Source organism: Paenibacillus catalpae (genome assembly GCF_900112695.1).
GTDB classification, from domain to species: domain Bacteria; phylum Bacillota; class Bacilli; order Paenibacillales; family Paenibacillaceae; genus Pristimantibacillus; species Pristimantibacillus catalpae.
In genome coordinates this window covers 419528-434691 of the sequence record NZ_FOMT01000006.1, presented here as the reverse complement: position 1 = coordinate 434691, position 15164 = coordinate 419528, and the positions used below count along the sequence as shown (strand labels likewise).

Here is a 15164-nt window from a genome sequence, read left to right as displayed (position 1 = left end):
TAATTCTTGCTTCGAAAGCATACGCCTAAAGAATTAGCGCGTTCTTTGCGGTAATTCTTGCTTCGTAAGCATACGATTACGTGCCTTGGCCATTGAAGTATACGTCAACAGTGGTTGGACTGCCGGTCGTTGTCGAACGGTATGCCAGTCTCGTATATTTCAGGAAACGCTGAGGCACTAGTACATCGACCGAGCCTACCGCGATTCCCGTTACGCTTTCCACGTCGGTATACCAGTTCGTTCCGTTGGCGCTAATCTCAACACGTGCGGTCGCTGCATTCGTTCCCGGACCTTTGTTATAAACGAAGTACGAATAAGTGCCAAATACACTTGTTGTAATGGTCGGTACCGCCGTATAAGCATCTGCTGTTAGGTTATTCAGGTTAACTGCTTCTTGGAAGCTCTTTTGCGAAATCGAGGTAACGCTGCTTAAAGTTCCGGCCGTAATCGTTGCTCCTAGCAGGGCAGACAACGTTCCTGCGGTAATGGTTGTGCCAAGCACGGCGTTTAGTGTACCTGCAGTTATTGTCGTTCCAAGCACAGCTGTGAGCGTACCTGCGGTAATGGTCGCACCTAGCAATGCATCCAGCGTTCCCGCTGTTATCGTTGCGCCAGACACCGCTACCGTCCCGCCTGATAATGCAACTGTTCCTCCAGAGATCGCTACCGTACCTGCCGTGATCGTCGTTCCAAGCACAGCTGTAATCGTTCCCGCGGTGATCGTCGCTCCGAGCACCGCATCCAATGTTCCGGCTGTAATTGTTGCTCCTAGTAATGCATCGATTGTCCCTGCCGAAATCGTTGCGCCGGACACTGCCACCGTGCCGCCTGACAATGCCACTGTTCCCCCGGAGATCGCAACCGTACCTGCCGTGATCGTCGTTCCAAGCACCGCAGTAATCGTTCCGGCCGTTATTGTTGCTCCGAGCAATGCATCCAATGTTCCCGCTGTGATCGTTGCTCCGAGCACAGCTGTAATCGTTCCGGCCGTTATTGTCGCTCCTAGCAATGCATCGATTGTCCCTGCCGTAATCGTTGCGCCGGACACTGCCACCGTGCCCCCATCGAGCGCCACTGTTCCTCCCGAAATCGCCACCGTACCTGCGGTAATTGTCGTTCCAAGCACAGCTGTAATCGTTCCTGCCGTTATTGTCGCTCCTAGCAATGCATCGATTGTCCCTGCCGTAATCGTTGCGCCGGATACTGCCACAGTACCCCCATCGAGCGCCACTGTTCCTCCCGAAATCGCCACGGTTCCCGCTGTGATCGTTGCTCCGAGCACGGCTGTAATCGTTCCGGCCGTTATTGTCGCTCCGAGCACTGCGTCCAATGTGCCTGCGGTAATTGTCGCGCCTAGCACGGCATCCAGCGTTCCCGCCGTGATCGTCGCGCCTGAGACAGCTACTGTGCCGCCATCCAGCGCTACTGTACCGCCTGAGATCGCTACCGTACCTGCGGTAATCGTCGTACCTAGAACGGCGTTAATAGTACCACCAGTGATCGTTGCTCCCAGCAACGCATCTATCGTTCCTCCGGTTATCGTCGCCCCGAGCAGCGCATCCAGCGTTCCCGCCGTAATCGTCGCGCCGGACACCGCCACGGTTCCGCCGGATATTTCGAACGTGCCGCCAGACACGGCTACTGTACCGCCTGAGATTGCCACTGTACCAGCGGTGATTGTCGTTCCGAGCACGGCATTAATCGTTCCGCCTGTGATGGTCGCCCCCAGCAACGCATCTATCGTTCCTGCGGTAATCGTTGCGCCAAGCACTGCATCAATGGTGCCGCCTGTAACCGTCGCCCCGGAGACAGCCACCGTTCCGCCTGCCAAGGCAACCGTACCGCCCGACACCGTCACTGTCCCTTCCGATATCGCCACCGTACCTGCTGTAATCGTCGTACCTAGAATGGCACTAATCGTTCCGCCCGTAATGGTCGCACCAAGCACTGCACTTAAAGTACCGCCTGTCAGGGTTGCATCCAGCGTCCCCCCGGACACGGCCACGGTTCCGGTCACTCCTACCGTTCCGCCCGAGATCGCAACCGTACCTGCCGTTATTGTGACCCCCAAAATGCTGCTGATCGTACCGTCCAGCATCACGGTAACCAAATTGCCGGTAGAATCCGTTGCCAGAGGCCGTGCTGTATCCGTGCTGTCTTTACCAAAGATCAGAGTGCGCAAGTTATCCGGATTCGGATTAAATGTCGAAAAGTTTGGCATTCCTTCCCATCACCTATTTTCTCTTAGAAAATGAAATTCATGAACAGGAGTCATCTGGGCGCGCTGCGCCTGGAAATATACTTGAATCAATGTAGGGCTGCCCGGCTGCTGCGAGCGTATCGAGATTCTCGTATAGTGCATAAATCTCGACGGAGTCAGGATATCGATCCCGCCCGGTTGTAATACAAGCTCATAATCATGGGCGAAATCGACTCCATTTGGCCCAACTTCCAAACGTACAACGGCAGCATTTTTCCCCCGATTAAGAACGGCATAGGAGAATACCAAATCCGACGCTGTATCCTGTGTTGGCATCGGTGCGAATTCATCTGAAGTAATGGCTTCCTCATATTCAATAGAGCGAAAAATCTGAAAAGAGCCGCTGTCTCTGCATCTGCGGCAAACACGTCTTCTTGGGACACGGCGTCGTCTTCTTCGTTTCAGCCGTTTTTTCCGGCAATGACACGGTCTTCTATGTTTGCATCGTGCTGCTTTTCCCATTTCTCCTCTTCTCCTCGATGTCCATTCCATTACTTTATGTGTAAATGAAATTGTACGCGGCGGCGATTGGAGCCGGTTGATTCACCTAACTTCCATCTCATCCGTATTTCCCCATGCGAATCCGGGGTTTCCGCCATATAATGAGGCAAGCATTACGAGACAAGAGGTGAGCGCATTGACGAATTACTCCGTTTTTAACAGCGAGAACAGTCCCTTGTACATCCTGTTAAACAACCGATACAACAGTCCGGCCATCGTGGCTCCTCCGGAGGAAGATGCGGCCGCCAGCGGACGATTCTTCATGGTCACGTCGGCCAGCACGGCCGTAGGCGGGGGCTCCAACCTATTAATTCAGATCACCAATCCGAACGGCAGCGGAAGATCGCTATATATCTCGAAAATTAGCGGAGGAGTAAGCGCCGCAGCCACCGTTAATTTCTACTCGGGAGGAACAGTATCCGGTGGTACGACGCCAACTCCCTTCAACATGCAGCTTGGCAATGCGACCACCAGTGTTGCTGCCGCACGCGTAGCCACCGGCAGCGTTACGGGCACGCCTACCTTGTTCTATACCTCACTACTGGCAGCAGGAATGTTCGAAGTCGTCTTTACGGGCGGACTTATTGTCGCCCCTAACCGCTCGTTAGCGATCTCTGTTGGTACCGGTGCTATTACTGCTGCGGCCAATATTTCGTGGTGGGAGGCATAATGCCGAACAATCCGATTTTTGACAGGTACTACGGAGCGTCCGCCAACTCCTACACGCAGCCTGGATTAGAAATCCCCGCTCAATCCGGCACCTCCAAGCAGGCAGCCGGTTCCTTTAGCATCAGTGCATCTAACAGCTTGTCCCTGGGATTGCTGGGCGGGAGTGTTAACAGCTCCATCCGGATCGCCAATCCTTCCGGCAGCGGCAAAACGATTTACCTCGGGCAAATTATAGGCTATACCAGCATTTCATTAAGTCTGCTCTCCAGCTTTTCTGCGCAAGTAACGGTCTATAGCGGGGGAACTATTGCCGCGCCGACAGCCGTAACTCCGGTGAACCTTAACCTGGGAAGCGGGACAGCCGCCGCTGCATCCGTTACCACTTCAATCAATGCCGTAACTGGCGGCTCCTCCTTCATCCTTTATCCGCTTCAGCCTGGCCCCTTTTCCTTTACCGTTGGCGGAGGCGTTGCCGTACCTGCGGGACAAACCTTAACCGTTAACGTGGTAGGCTCTTTGAGTGTGCTTGGTTTGCTGGGGGTTGGCGTAGAGGTTATCTGGTGGGAAACCTAGATCCGCATTAAAAAAAGCCCATGCTGCCTTGTACGGGCAACATGAGCTCTTCCATATCCGCTGCTATTACAGCAGCTTCTCGATATCTGCGGTCATATTTAACGGCTCGTCCGTCGACTCAAACCGTTTAACCACGTTGCCTTCGCGGTCAACGAGGAATTTCGTAAAGTTCCATTTGATATCATTGCCTTCCAGGTAATGAGGCAGCTTTTCCGACAGGAAGGCGTGCAGCATTTTACCGCTTGGCTCGGTTGTATCGAAACCATGGAATGGCGCCTGCTCGCTCAAATAAGCGAACAAAGGATGCGCGGATTCTTCCCGTACATCTGTCTTCGCAAACAGCGGGAACGATACTCCGTAATTGATCTGGCAGAATTCCTGTACATCCGAGTTCGAGCCCGGCTCCTGCTCGCCAAATTGGTTGCTCGGGAAGCCCAGAATCTCAAGTCCCTGGTCTTTATATTGCTCGTACACCTTCTGAAGATCGGAATATTGCGGGGTGAAGCCGCATTTGCTTGCTGTATTTACGATGATGAGAACCTTGCCCTTATAATCCTCCAAGCTCACCTTTTGCCCTCTGATTGTATCTGCTTCGAATGAATAAACCGTCATGATAACTTCCTCCTCCAGTTAAATGGTTTTATTAAATTAAATTGTATACAATTTATATCATAATCCGGAGCCTCATGTCAAATACATAGATAGTTCGAGGCACCGGTTTTAAATTCAGCGGCCGACAAGCAGAGCCGAATAACTCGGTTTTTCCTTGTTACCGTCACCCAATAAAAACGGGGCGTGCCGCCGGCACGTCCCGTTCCCCGTTACATTTCTGCTTTTTGCAGGCGCATAAAGTCCCCGACCATTGCAAGCCGCCATGGGAGAATCATCCCGAAGGCCAGCAGGTAGAACAATGCGCCCGTCTGCGGAATCGACATGTATTGCTCGACTACGCTGTGCAGCGCAAGCCGGATAGCGAGCAAAGTCAGCATGATGAAGATAAACGCCTTCGACCGGCGGACGAAAATATCTGATTCTATTCTCTCAAGACGCGTTGTGACGATGAGAGGGAACGAGAAGATCAGCATCCCCGTACCAAATGCTGATACACCCCACAACCAGTGGATATGCGTAATCGGAAAAGCAAACATGACAAAACCCGTCGACATGCCAAGCGGCGGTATAATGATTTTACGCAAACTGGTCGGCTGCTTGCCTGCCCGCATGCGGAGAATAATAAGCGTTAGACCAGCGCAAACCGAAAAAACGATGGACGCAATTTGAATGAGATGTGTATAGGCAGATAGCATCTTGATCTATCCTCATTTCAGGCAAGTATTGACTACCCCATCGTACTGCAAAATAAAAAACAGTGCAAACGAGCCGAATTAGTACGATCCGCGGATAAACGGATGAACCTGCTCCTGATAGAAAGCCGCAAGCCGCTCGCGTTCACCCTCTGTGAACGACGGCACGTCGATCGCCGCAAGATTGTCTTCAACCTGACGCACATTGCGGAAGCCCGGAATAACGCAGGTTACCGCTTCATGATCCAGGAGCCAGCGCAGCGAAGCACGCGTCATATTGCCGCGGCCCTCCGCGATCCAGCGCAGCTGGTCAGCCAGCTCGACGCCTTTGGCAAAGCCAAGCCCGGCGAAGGTCTCGCCTACGTTAAAGGATTCGCCGTTCTCGTTAAATCGGCGGTGATCATCCGCTTCAAACGTGGAAGCTGCCGTAAACTTTCCTGTCAGAAGGCCGCTGGCCAGCGGAAGGCGAACCAGAATGCCAACGCCGCGGCGATGCGCTTCATTCAGCAGCTCAAGGGGCTTTTGACGGAAAATATTATAGATCACCTGCAGCGCACGGACATTCGGCTGCTCCAGACAGAAGAGACCTTCCTCCACCGACTCCACGCTGACGCCGTAATGACGAATCTTCCCTTCCTGCTGCAGCTTGTCCAGTACGCCAAATACGCTGCCGTCCTTCAGGATCGACATCGGCGGGCAGTGGATCTGGTACAGATCAATCCGCTCGCGCGCAAGCCGCTTCAGGCTTGCTTCGCAATATGCGCGCACAGAAGCTTCAGAATAAGTCGCCGGATCATGAATATCACCCGCCCGGCAGAACTTTGTCGCAATATGAATCTCATCCTCGCGGCCTTTGGCCGCCTGAGCCAGCAGGCGCTCGCTAAGGCCGTCGCCATACACGTCAGCCGTATCAAAGAAGTTAACGCCGCTGTCGATTGCCGCCTCAAGCGCGAGCAGCGACTCTTTATCATTTACATTGCCCCAGGCACCGCCAATCGCCCAAGTGCCAAAGCTAATCTCGCTTACTTTCAATTCCGAAGAACCTAACCCGCGATATTGCATTCTTCTCACCTCGTTATGTAATCGGTTACGAAAATAGTGTCACAAGCGTAAACGGCTCCGCCTAACCGCAAAAAGCATGCAGCCATTCTTTTAGGAGTACGTTTAGCGAATGGAATATACGTACAGTATACCAAAAATTTATACTTTCTTATATTTCAAAAAAACGGCCAAAGCCCAATCGATAAACGATAGGCCTTGACCGTTGGTACCGGTTATATATTAACGCTGGTGCTGCATATAGGCGCTGATATCTACGCCAAGCCCTTTCGAGAGACGGATGCCGAATTCCACATTGGCACGGAAAAAGTTGCATACCGCGCGCAGCTGAATAGCTTCATTCGTTTGCTTCAGGTCATTCACCAGATTGCTGACCAGATTATCCCGCTGCTCCGGCGACAGCGATAAGTAGCGCTCGCCCGCTTGCGTGAAATCATCGGTTTTATCGATCTTCCGGCGTCCTGCAGAGCCTTGCAGAGGCGCATGGCTGTCCATATATTCAGGAGCTTCCTGCGGGCTGTCGGAAGAGCTGTTAGGCTCATAGTTGACCGCCCGAGAATCGGCCTTCATCGTCATCGCACCGTCACGCTGATGGTTGCGGACCGGCGCATACGGGCAGTTAACCGGAATGTGCAAATAGTTCGCGCCAAGACGGTAGCGCTGCGCATCCGGATACGAGAACAGGCGGCCTTGCAGGAGCTTGTCTTCAGACGGCTCAATCCCCGGTACAAGCGCGCTTGGGGCAAAAGCCGACTGCTCGACTTCGGCAAAATAGTTGTCCGGATTCCGGTTCAGCTGCATCGTGCCCACAAGCTGCAGCGGATACATATCTTCCGGCCATACCTTCGTAGGATCCAGCGGATCAAACGAATAACGGTCAAGATGCTCGCTCGGCATCAGCTGCACATGCAGATCCCATTCCGGATAACTGCCGAGTTCGATTGAATCGTATAAGTCCCGGGTCGCGTGGTTGAAGTCTTTACCCTGCATCTCCCCAGCTTCTGCAGCCGTGAAATTACGGACACCCTGCTTCGACTTCCAATGGTACTTCACGTAAGTCACTTTGCCCTGCCCGTTAATCCACTTGAATGCATGAACGCCAAAGCCATCCATCTCCCGGTAGGAAGCAGGCGTTCCGTCATCGGAGAATACCCAGGTAAGCATATGAGTCGATTCCGGCGAGAGCGTCATGAAATCCCAATAACGGCCAGGCTCCTGAATATTCGTGCGCGGAGACGGCTTCAGGGAATGCACCATATCCGGGAATTTGATCGCATCACGGATGAAGAAGACCGGCAGATGGTTGCCGACAATATCCAGGTTGCCTTCCTCCGTATAGAACTTCACGGCAAACCCCCGCGGGTCACGCGCCGTCTCCGGCGATCCCGTACCGTGAATAACGGTGGAGAACCGGACGAATACATCGGTTTCTTTCCCCTCTTCCGCAAGGAACGCAGCTTTCGTATGCTCCTTCATGCTGTTTGCGACCCGGAATACGCCATGTGCGCCGGCTCCACGGGCATGAACAACACGCTCTGGAATCCGCTCCCGGTCAAAGTGGGCGATCTTCTCGATCAGATGATAGTCTTCCAGTAATGTCGGGCCGCGCTGACCCGCTGTTCTGGAATTTTGATTATCGCCAACTGGTGTTCCCTGGTTCGTTGTTAAATGGTTGATCATATGGTTACCTCCGGATTATTTATATTTAGACTTGATCTAAATCTTATAATCCTATTGTAAGGTTATGGCTCAACCGTGTCATGAACGTTAGATGAAATCATAATGAAGAACAAATGAAGAGATACATTTCCCCGTTACTCCACAAGCCGGTACCCGACCCCGCGCACCGTTGCAATGTAATGCGGCGCGACGGCACTGTCCTTCAGCTTGCGGCGGAGTGTCTTGATATGCACGTCAACGACATTGCTACCGCCAAAATATTGGCTTCCCCACACGGAGTCAAACATCGCCTCTCGGGTAAGTACGGCCCCTCCCGATGTCAGGAACATGAGCAGAAGATCATATTCGGTCTTGGTCAGCTCAATCCGCTCACTGCTGCGGTACACCGCCATTTTCTTCAGATCAACAGTTAAGTCCTTGAACCGATAGCTGGATTGATCAGGAGCCTTCCATTCCCCCAGCATCCGGTTCACCTGTTGAAGTGCAGTCTGCGGATTCGAAGGCCATACGAGCAGCTCGGCATGCTGCGGAATAGCCGCAGCCATAACCCGAGCATCCTCGTGGACCAGGAACAACAGTGAAGCGCCGTTAATGTGCGCAGTCTGAGTCATGGCAGCATGCAGGGCATCTACGGCATCCGGTATAAGCGGATGTGGAGTAGCATCATAAATGATCAGCTCCGGCTGCAGGCTGCTGACGAAGGCCTTGTTCAGATCATGAAGCGTAAACAGATCGAAGCATTCGGCCGTAAGCAAATGCAGCAGACTATTCATTCTTTCGGGAAAGGGACTGACCGTCATAATCCGCTTCGTCAGGGAGCATGCCTTTCCCTCCGCGAACAGATCCTCCATTGACCTGCTGCCCTCCCGGGCAACGGCACCGGGCGGCATGCCTTCCGCTCGATTGTCTTCTACCGGCTGGCGCATAACTCGCATACCCCCTCTAATACAACATGTGCGTCCTGGACGGTAAATTTCGTTTCAGCCGCAATTTTCCTGAGCCATTCCTCCGGCAATTCGGTCAACACTTCCTCTACGCGCCCGCACTGCTTGCACATGATATGATGATGGTCGTCCATTCTTGCGTCATAACGGCTGACCGCCTCTCCAAGCTTTAATTCCCGGATAAGGCCGGCATCGCTCAAATACCGGAGTGAATTGTATACCGTTCCGTAAGCAAAGCTGATGCCCTTGTCACGAAGCCGCTCAATAACATCTGCGGCAGTCGGATGATCATGGGAATCTTGAATCGCCTCGAGAATCGCTTTCCGCTGTGTCGTTAAATTTATTTTTGTCATATCGATTCATTCCTTAAAATGAGTTAATTTAGACTAAGTATAAATCTAAATAGCAGCGAGATCAACCCAAATTCAATTCTCTTCCTATATGTCATGCGATTACGTTATAGAATCCGTTGTCAGGCTATACAAAAAAATAATTATCAGAATATTTACAAAATTGAAACAATAGTTTATGATAGACCTACACCAAACGAAAGGGGATAGACCATTGCAGTAAGTTAGCGAAGCGTGTCCTACTAATTCCGGAAAGGAGACCTCTCAAGGTTAACCGGACATGCGGGAACCCAATAGGAAGGTCGGGCTTTTGATCCGATTCAATACTTATCCGATATTATGGCAACGCAAGTTGTAGAATGGAGAGCTACGAAATTGAATAATTGCGATTCAGAAAGGTAAAGGGATTCCGGTTATCATTGATAAGCGGAATCCCTTTTTGTTGTGCGGATTATAGGATAGGCGACAGCAGCCTCGCGATGGACTCCTTGAACTTGTTCATCAGCGGCCGCTTCAAATATTTGTGGATTGTAAGCTCATAACAGTCCTCGAGATCATGCTCGAATATTCTCTCCAGCTCGCCAGCCGTCGCACTGTCATAAATAAAAGCGTTCATCTCGAAATTAAGCTTAAAACTGCGGTTATCAATATTAGCCGTGCCAACGGAAGCCACCTGACCGTCTATCACGAGCGTTTTCGCATGCAGAAAGCCCCGTTCGTAAATATAACACTTGCCGCCGGCCTCCAGAAGCTCGCTCAAATACGAATGGGTAGCCCAATAGACGAAGAAGTGATCCGGCTTGCTCGGCAGCATCACCTTCACCTCGATACCGGACATGGCTGCGATCTTGAGAGCCGTCATCAGACTTTCATCAGGGACAAAATAAGGCGTCTGCAGGTAGATGCTTTTCTTGGCAGAATAGATCATTCTGATATAGGCATCCTTAATCTGCTGATATGCCGAATCCGGTCCGCTCGCCACGACCTGCATGCCAATGGTTCCCACCGTCTGGAAGTGGCGCGGGAAGTAATGATAGTCCAGCTCAACCATTCCCGAGGAGGCCAGATTCCAGTCCATCAGGAACTGCGCCTGCATTTGCAGGACCGACCTTCCCTCAAGACGCAGATGGGTGTCCCGCCATTCCCCGAAATATTTGTCACGGCCCAAATACTCATCCCCAATATTAAAGCCCCCGATATAACCGATCCGTCCGTCAACGATAACCAGCTTGCGGTGATTCCGGAAATTGATCTTCAGATTCACATATGGAATCCGCGACGGGAAGAAGGCTGCCGCCTGACCGCCTGCATCTCTAAGCTCCTTGAAGAATTTCCTCGGAAGACCTTTGCTGCCGATATGATCATACAGGAACCTGACCTGTACGCCCTGCTTCGCCTTCTCCACCAGCGCCTGAATAAGCCGGTTGCCGAGATTGTCATTACGCACAATGTAATAGACAAGGTGAATATGATGTTGTGCGGACTCAATATCTCGCAGCAGCGCATCAAACTTGCTCTTTCCGGTTGTAAAAATTTGTGCCGCATTGTTCTGCGTATACAGCGCGAAGCTGCCTACCAGATTCATGTGAATCATGCTCTGATAGTTGATGGTAGCGGGATCATTAAACGCGATCTGCCGCTCTTCTAATTGAAGCTTCTGAACTTCAATGGAATCCTCAATAATACGCTGGCTTTCCACGAGCATCTTATTCAGCTTCCGCTTACGCAGCCGCTGCCCGAGAATGAGATAGAGAACAAAGCCGACCCCTGGCAGGAAATAAAGCACCATTAGCCAGGCCCAGGTCGATCTTGCATCTCTTCTTTCGAGGAAAATAACCGCCAGCGCCAGCAATATATTCAGGACGATAAAGACCGTAGAGATATCCTGCACGACATTCATAGCTAGACCAGCACCTCAATATATGGATAAAAACGTTAATTAGAGCATACCTCAAGCACGAAAGATGTTCAAACCTTACACAAACATTCTTATTAAGAATGAAATATGCTACAATTTTCAGAAAACTAATTTAGGTGCGGGCGGCATAGGAGGAAGGACCATGGACTTAAGAAAATTTCGATTAGACGAACCAGCGCTCAGCACATTCAGTGAAGAACGCGATGAATATGAACGGGATTACGCGCGGCTTATTCAATCCCCCGCCTTCCGGCGGCTGCAAGGCAAATCACAGGTGTTTGGCGCCGGATCGGGCGACTATTACCGGACAAGATTAACCCATTCCCTTGAGGTATCGCAGATTGCCCGCGAAGTGGCACGGCGCCTCGGAACACAATATCCTTTTCTAAGTAAAAAGGAACATCCGGGCCTCGTTCTGGACCCGTCCGTCGTAGAAATCGCTGCGCTTGCCCATGATCTGGGGCATCCGCCATTCGGCCATAAGGGCGAAGAAGTTCTGAACCGGCTTCTAATGAAGGAACACGGCCTCGCCTACGAGGGCAACGCTCAAAACTTCCGTATCCTCATGTTTCTGGAGAAACGCGCAGGCAGCGGCAGCGGACTTGATCTGACGGCAGCCGTTCTGCTGGCTACAAACAAATATCCTTATTCCCTGGATGAACCGGGCAGATTGAAAGGTCTATACAGCTCGGAGTGGCATGCCATTAACCATATACGCGAGCAATGGGTGATGCCGACAGGCTGTTCCACGCTGGAAGCCCAGCTAATGGACCTTTGCGATGATATCGCCTATTCCACCCATGATATTGAGGACGGCATCCGTGCCGGCAAAATCCAGATGAACCGCACCTTCTTTGAAGATCAGCGGCTGATCGACAACCTGGTACAGGAAATCGTAGAAGATCAGGGCAATATGGACGTAGGCTGGGATCAGGTCGATATTCCGGCGATGGTGAAGCGTGTGCTGGCTGCTTATCTGCAGCAGTGGGAAGAGCTGTACGCCTTGTATGATCATGAATCATCCAGAACGCGCAGAGAGATGAAAGCGCGGTGGGTCAGCGTATTTGCCGGACGTGTCGGGATTATCGAGGATCCGGCAAAAGGCTGGAAGAAAGTAACGTTCGTACTGGAAGGACAGCAGGACATCGACCTGCTGCGCACGATGGAGATCCTGAAGAAGCTTGCCTGGGTAACGCTGATTAAGGATTTCCGCGTACAACGGCTGCAGATGCGCAGCGAAATCATGATCCGCCGTCTGTGGGACAGCTTCATGAGACCCGAGCAAGGACGCCTTATTCTGCCGCCCGACTGGGTGGCCAGCTTCGACCAGCACAAGCATAACTGGACCTGGGCCCGCTTCATTGCGGACTATATTTCCGGCATGACCGATGCTTATGCAGAGAAGGTCTACGCCGAGCTGTACGCGAGCAAATCCGGTTCCATCTATGAAATGGACTAACCTCCCGGCCCTAGGCCGGGTTCAGTTCAGCGTTTTGGGATAACGCTGTAATATAATCGAAGAACCGTTCCGGCTCCACGTCATAAACAAGGCTGACTGGCCGCCCGTCTCCGGTCTCGACCGTGCGGCCTTGGCTTGGGCCGTCAGCAATAACGGTACTGCGGACCGTCTCCATCTGTACCAGGCTTGGATCGCCCACAACCGCCGTCGTCAAAACATCCCATAAGTAATAGGTAGAGTTTGTCTCCATATAAACCAGCGGCGGACAAGCCGCATAACATTGCCCTACGAAGTCCAGTCCGGCATGTTTGCGGAGCGATGCCCAGCGGTTGCGCACGGGTACGGTAAGAGGCACTTTATTCGTGCTCTCCAGCGCTACGAGCTCAATCTTGATCCCGCTGTTCCATACGCGATAGACAGCCTCCGGATCCCAGAAGGCATTCCATTCCGCCGTGCCGTCATGCTCCGGCTCCTGTACGTTGCCCTTCTCGTTGAATGTGCCGCCCATCCAGACCAGCTTCTCGATCTTCTCCTCGATCTCCGGCGCTTCGTCCAGCGCTCTCGCCAAATCAGTAAGAGGACCGGTAAAGAGCAAGGTAACCGGCTCGCTTGCTGCAAGCAGCTGCTGAATCATATGCTTGTGGGCTGGCTGCTCTGCTTCACGCGTATAGACCTTGCCAGGCTCATTCAGAATCGGCAGCGCATCCACAAAGAACGTATGCATCCGCCATTCCGCCGGAAAAGGATTACGTCCTCTTGAATTCGAACGGGCAACCTCGATTTTGCCGCTCGCCCCTGGCGCTCCAAAACGGTCGATAATTTTACGGCTTGCCGCCATCCCCGGCTCCAGATAGCCGTCTGCCGGAATAACCGATACCCCGATCAGCTCGACATCCTTCATCTGCAGAACAAGAAACAGCGATACAAGATCGTCTACCCCCGCGTCATGATTAAAATAAAGCTTTTTTCCCATTGTTGTTCCATCCCTTCATAAGTTTCATAAGTATAAAACCGACTCGCGTTTGTCCATCCTATAAGAGGAGCCCAGGCTTACGAAGCAAGAATCATCACCAACAGCCGAATTTATGCTGTTTGTATGATAATTCTTTAAGCTCATGCTTACGAAGCAAGAATGGCTCCGCCATTCTTTTCAGGAGGTGATATCCATGGCTAAGGATGTATTATGCGAAGTAAACTCCTGCAAGTATTGGGCTGCAGGCAATCATTGCGCCGCTACTTCGATTTATGTAGTGAATAACCGTTCGAAACAAGCAAGCAATTCCGATGAAACCGACTGCAAAACGTTTGAGCCAAAGATCTAAAAGAATGGGCAACGGCGCTTGAGCCCCATGCCATGTATCAATCACACGCATCGGAAGCTAAGCGCCGTCCCGTTCGACTCTATTATTTTGTAACCGGAACTGCGTTATAATACTCTTCAAGAGTTAATCCTTTATCTTCAAGCTCCTGTGCCAATTCCTCGCCTACATAACGAAGATGCCAAGGCTCGTATTTGTAGCCCGTAATTGCATCTTTGCCTTCCGGATAGCGGATAATAAACCCGTACTCCGGAGCATGATCCTCCAGCCATTCCGCTTCAGGCGTACCGCCGAAGCAATCCTCGGCCGCACATTTGCCGTCGCTGCCCGATACGTCAATCGCAAGACCGGTCTGATGCTCGCTTGTACCCGGGAATGCGCTATAGGTCAACGCTTTTTCCAAACCGTCTTTCTTTACATACCGATTAAAGAGCGACTTTTGCGTCGCCTGCGAGCGGTAAGCCGATACACCGGCCAAGTAAATTCCGTCTTTCTCCGCACCGGCAAACAGATCTTCCAGAGCGCCTGCCGCTTCTTTGCGCATTTTGCGCTTGTCGATTTTCTCGCTGAATGTAAAGCGCACGTCTGGATACACCAGATCCGTTGGCTCGTAACCGTCAGGCAGCTTGTACTGCTTGTCTACCAATACCGCTACGCTCTCCGGCTGGGCAACAACGGCGTAACCGTCCTCTTCGCCCGCTGTCGCAACTGCCGGTTTCGATGGTTCATCCGTAGACGAAGGCTTGTCCGATGGTTCATTAGAAGGTTCATCCGATGGTTCGTCTGACGGTGTCTCAGTCGGCGTGTCCGACGGTGTGTCCGAAGGCTCGTCAGATACAACGGGAGATTCGGATACCGTTGGATCCGGTTGTTCTGAAGTCTGGCTATTAGCCGATGTCTCCTCAGGAGGAGTCTCAGCCGTTAAATTTTCATTGCGGATAAACAGAATGACTGCAATAGCAACCACGCATACCGCGATAAAAGCTAATCCGCGTCTTCTACGTTTCTGTACGTTTCTTCTCATGCTGCACTCCTTTAATTGCTTATTTAATATGGAACGTTCTGTCCTCTCTACTATAAACGAATAGACTTGATAATGTCTTAAAAAGTTGCAACATTTGTTGACGA

15 protein-coding genes are annotated in these 15164 nt (G+C 51.8%); 4 read left to right on the top strand and 11 right to left on the bottom strand.

Going from position 1 to position 15164, the window contains the following annotated elements; translation table 11 throughout:
• Nucleotides 1-76: 76 nt before the first annotated feature.
• Entirely contained in the window at nucleotides 77-2221 is a 2145-nt protein-coding gene (locus BM200_RS30525) for a DUF6385 domain-containing protein (RefSeq protein WP_245773162.1), read from the bottom strand.
• A gap of 9 nt (nucleotides 2222-2230) precedes the next feature.
• Entirely contained in the window at nucleotides 2231-2722 is a 492-nt protein-coding gene (locus tag BM200_RS30235; protein ID WP_217649588.1) for a DUF6385 domain-containing protein, read from the bottom strand.
• A gap of 175 nt (nucleotides 2723-2897) precedes the next feature.
• On the opposite strand from BM200_RS30235, the gene BM200_RS26540 reads away from it, so the two are divergent.
• Both BM200_RS26540 and BM200_RS26535 read left to right on the top strand, forming a co-directional pair.
• Nucleotides 2898-3431, top strand: a complete 534-nt coding sequence (locus BM200_RS26540; RefSeq protein ID WP_091189849.1) for a hypothetical protein — start codon at nucleotides 2898-2900, stop codon at nucleotides 3429-3431.
• Entirely contained in the window at nucleotides 3431-4003 is a 573-nt protein-coding gene (locus BM200_RS26535; protein WP_091189848.1) for a hypothetical protein, read from the top strand. The genes BM200_RS26540 and BM200_RS26535 overlap by 1 nt, the downstream gene beginning before the upstream one ends.
• Nucleotides 4004-4069: 66 nt before the next feature.
• On the opposite strand, the gene BM200_RS26530 is transcribed toward BM200_RS26535, so the two are convergent.
• The 7 genes from BM200_RS26530 to cls form a co-directional block, all read right to left on the bottom strand.
• A complete protein-coding gene (locus BM200_RS26530) occupies nucleotides 4070-4615 on the bottom strand; it encodes a glutathione peroxidase (protein WP_091189847.1) in 546 nt (181 codons plus the stop codon).
• Nucleotides 4616-4824: 209 nt separating this feature from the next.
• Nucleotides 4825-5310, bottom strand: coding sequence for a CcdC family protein (locus BM200_RS26525; protein ID WP_091189845.1), 486 nt, complete (start codon nucleotides 5308-5310; stop codon nucleotides 4825-4827).
• A gap of 78 nt (nucleotides 5311-5388) precedes the next feature.
• The gene (locus BM200_RS26520) at nucleotides 5389-6369 is read right to left on the bottom strand and encodes an aldo/keto reductase (protein ID WP_091189844.1); all 981 of its coding nucleotides are present in this window, start codon (nucleotides 6367-6369) and stop codon (nucleotides 5389-5391) included.
• Between the two features lie 219 nt (nucleotides 6370-6588).
• On the bottom strand, nucleotides 6589-8046 hold the full coding sequence (locus BM200_RS26515; RefSeq protein WP_091189843.1) for a catalase: 1458 nt from the start codon (nucleotides 8044-8046) through the stop codon (nucleotides 6589-6591).
• A 134-nt stretch (nucleotides 8047-8180) separates the two neighbouring features.
• The gene (locus BM200_RS26510) at nucleotides 8181-8972 is read right to left on the bottom strand and encodes a winged helix-turn-helix domain-containing protein (protein WP_175533038.1); all 792 of its coding nucleotides are present in this window, start codon (nucleotides 8970-8972) and stop codon (nucleotides 8181-8183) included.
• Nucleotides 8957-9343, bottom strand: a complete 387-nt coding sequence (locus BM200_RS26505) for a Fur family transcriptional regulator (protein ID WP_091189840.1) — start codon at nucleotides 9341-9343, stop codon at nucleotides 8957-8959. The genes BM200_RS26510 and BM200_RS26505 overlap by 16 nt, the downstream gene beginning before the upstream one ends.
• A 448-nt stretch (nucleotides 9344-9791) precedes the next feature.
• Nucleotides 9792-11240, bottom strand: a complete 1449-nt coding sequence (cls, locus tag BM200_RS26500; RefSeq protein WP_091189838.1) for a cardiolipin synthase — start codon at nucleotides 11238-11240, stop codon at nucleotides 9792-9794.
• A 160-nt stretch (nucleotides 11241-11400) separates the two neighbouring features.
• Here cls and BM200_RS26495 point away from each other — a divergent pair, with 160 nt between their 5' ends.
• Nucleotides 11401-12717, top strand: a complete 1317-nt coding sequence (locus BM200_RS26495) for a deoxyguanosinetriphosphate triphosphohydrolase family protein (RefSeq protein WP_091189837.1) — start codon at nucleotides 11401-11403, stop codon at nucleotides 12715-12717.
• Nucleotides 12718-12727: 10 nt separating this feature from the next.
• Here BM200_RS26495 and BM200_RS26490 read toward each other — a convergent pair whose 3' ends face one another.
• Nucleotides 12728-13690: a nucleoside hydrolase gene (locus BM200_RS26490; protein ID WP_091189836.1), complete on the bottom strand. Its 963-nt coding sequence runs from the start codon at nucleotides 13688-13690 to the stop codon at nucleotides 12728-12730.
• Nucleotides 13691-13883: 193 nt separating this feature from the next.
• Between BM200_RS26490 and BM200_RS26485 the strand changes: the two genes are divergently transcribed.
• Complete coding sequence (locus tag BM200_RS26485) at nucleotides 13884-14039, top strand: DUF1540 domain-containing protein (RefSeq protein ID WP_091189834.1); 156 nt, start codon at nucleotides 13884-13886, stop codon at nucleotides 14037-14039.
• Between the two features lie 82 nt (nucleotides 14040-14121).
• Here the strand turns inward: BM200_RS26485 and BM200_RS26480 are convergent, their stop codons facing one another.
• Nucleotides 14122-15060, bottom strand: a complete 939-nt coding sequence (locus BM200_RS26480) for a D-alanyl-D-alanine carboxypeptidase family protein (RefSeq protein WP_091189833.1) — start codon at nucleotides 15058-15060, stop codon at nucleotides 14122-14124.
• Nucleotides 15061-15164: the final 104 nt, after the last annotated feature.

Excerpts from the sequence above, each read along its gene's own strand:
- BM200_RS26505 (WP_091189840.1), bottom strand. The coding sequence starts at position 9,343 with ATGACAAAAATAAATTTAACGACACAGCGGAAAGCGATTCTCGAGGCG.
- BM200_RS26495 (WP_091189837.1), top strand. The coding sequence starts at position 11,401 with ATGGACTTAAGAAAATTTCGATTAGACGAACCAGCGCTCAGCACATTC.
- BM200_RS26480 (WP_091189833.1), bottom strand. The coding sequence starts at position 15,060 with ATGAGAAGAAACGTACAGAAACGTAGAAGACGCGGATTAGCTTTTATC.
- BM200_RS26510 (WP_175533038.1), bottom strand. The coding sequence starts at position 8,972 with ATGCGCCAGCCGGTAGAAGACAATCGAGCGGAAGGCATGCCGCCCGGT.
- BM200_RS26515 (WP_091189843.1), bottom strand. The coding sequence starts at position 8,046 with ATGATCAACCATTTAACAACGAACCAGGGAACACCAGTTGGCGATAAT.
- BM200_RS26530 (WP_091189847.1), bottom strand. The coding sequence starts at position 4,615 with ATGACGGTTTATTCATTCGAAGCAGATACAATCAGAGGGCAAAAGGTG.
- BM200_RS26525 (WP_091189845.1), bottom strand. The coding sequence starts at position 5,310 with ATGCTATCTGCCTATACACATCTCATTCAAATTGCGTCCATCGTTTTT.
- BM200_RS26485 (WP_091189834.1), top strand. The coding sequence starts at position 13,884 with ATGGCTAAGGATGTATTATGCGAAGTAAACTCCTGCAAGTATTGGGCT.
- BM200_RS26520 (WP_091189844.1), bottom strand. The coding sequence starts at position 6,369 with ATGCAATATCGCGGGTTAGGTTCTTCGGAATTGAAAGTAAGCGAGATT.
- BM200_RS26535 (WP_091189848.1), top strand. The coding sequence starts at position 3,431 with ATGCCGAACAATCCGATTTTTGACAGGTACTACGGAGCGTCCGCCAAC.
- cls (WP_091189838.1), bottom strand. The coding sequence starts at position 11,240 with ATGAATGTCGTGCAGGATATCTCTACGGTCTTTATCGTCCTGAATATA.
- BM200_RS30525 (WP_245773162.1), bottom strand. The coding sequence starts at position 2,221 with ATGCCAAACTTTTCGACATTTAATCCGAATCCGGATAACTTGCGCACT.
- BM200_RS30235 (WP_217649588.1), bottom strand. The coding sequence starts at position 2,722 with ATGGGAAAAGCAGCACGATGCAAACATAGAAGACCGTGTCATTGCCGG.
- BM200_RS26490 (WP_091189836.1), bottom strand. The coding sequence starts at position 13,690 with ATGGGAAAAAAGCTTTATTTTAATCATGACGCGGGGGTAGACGATCTT.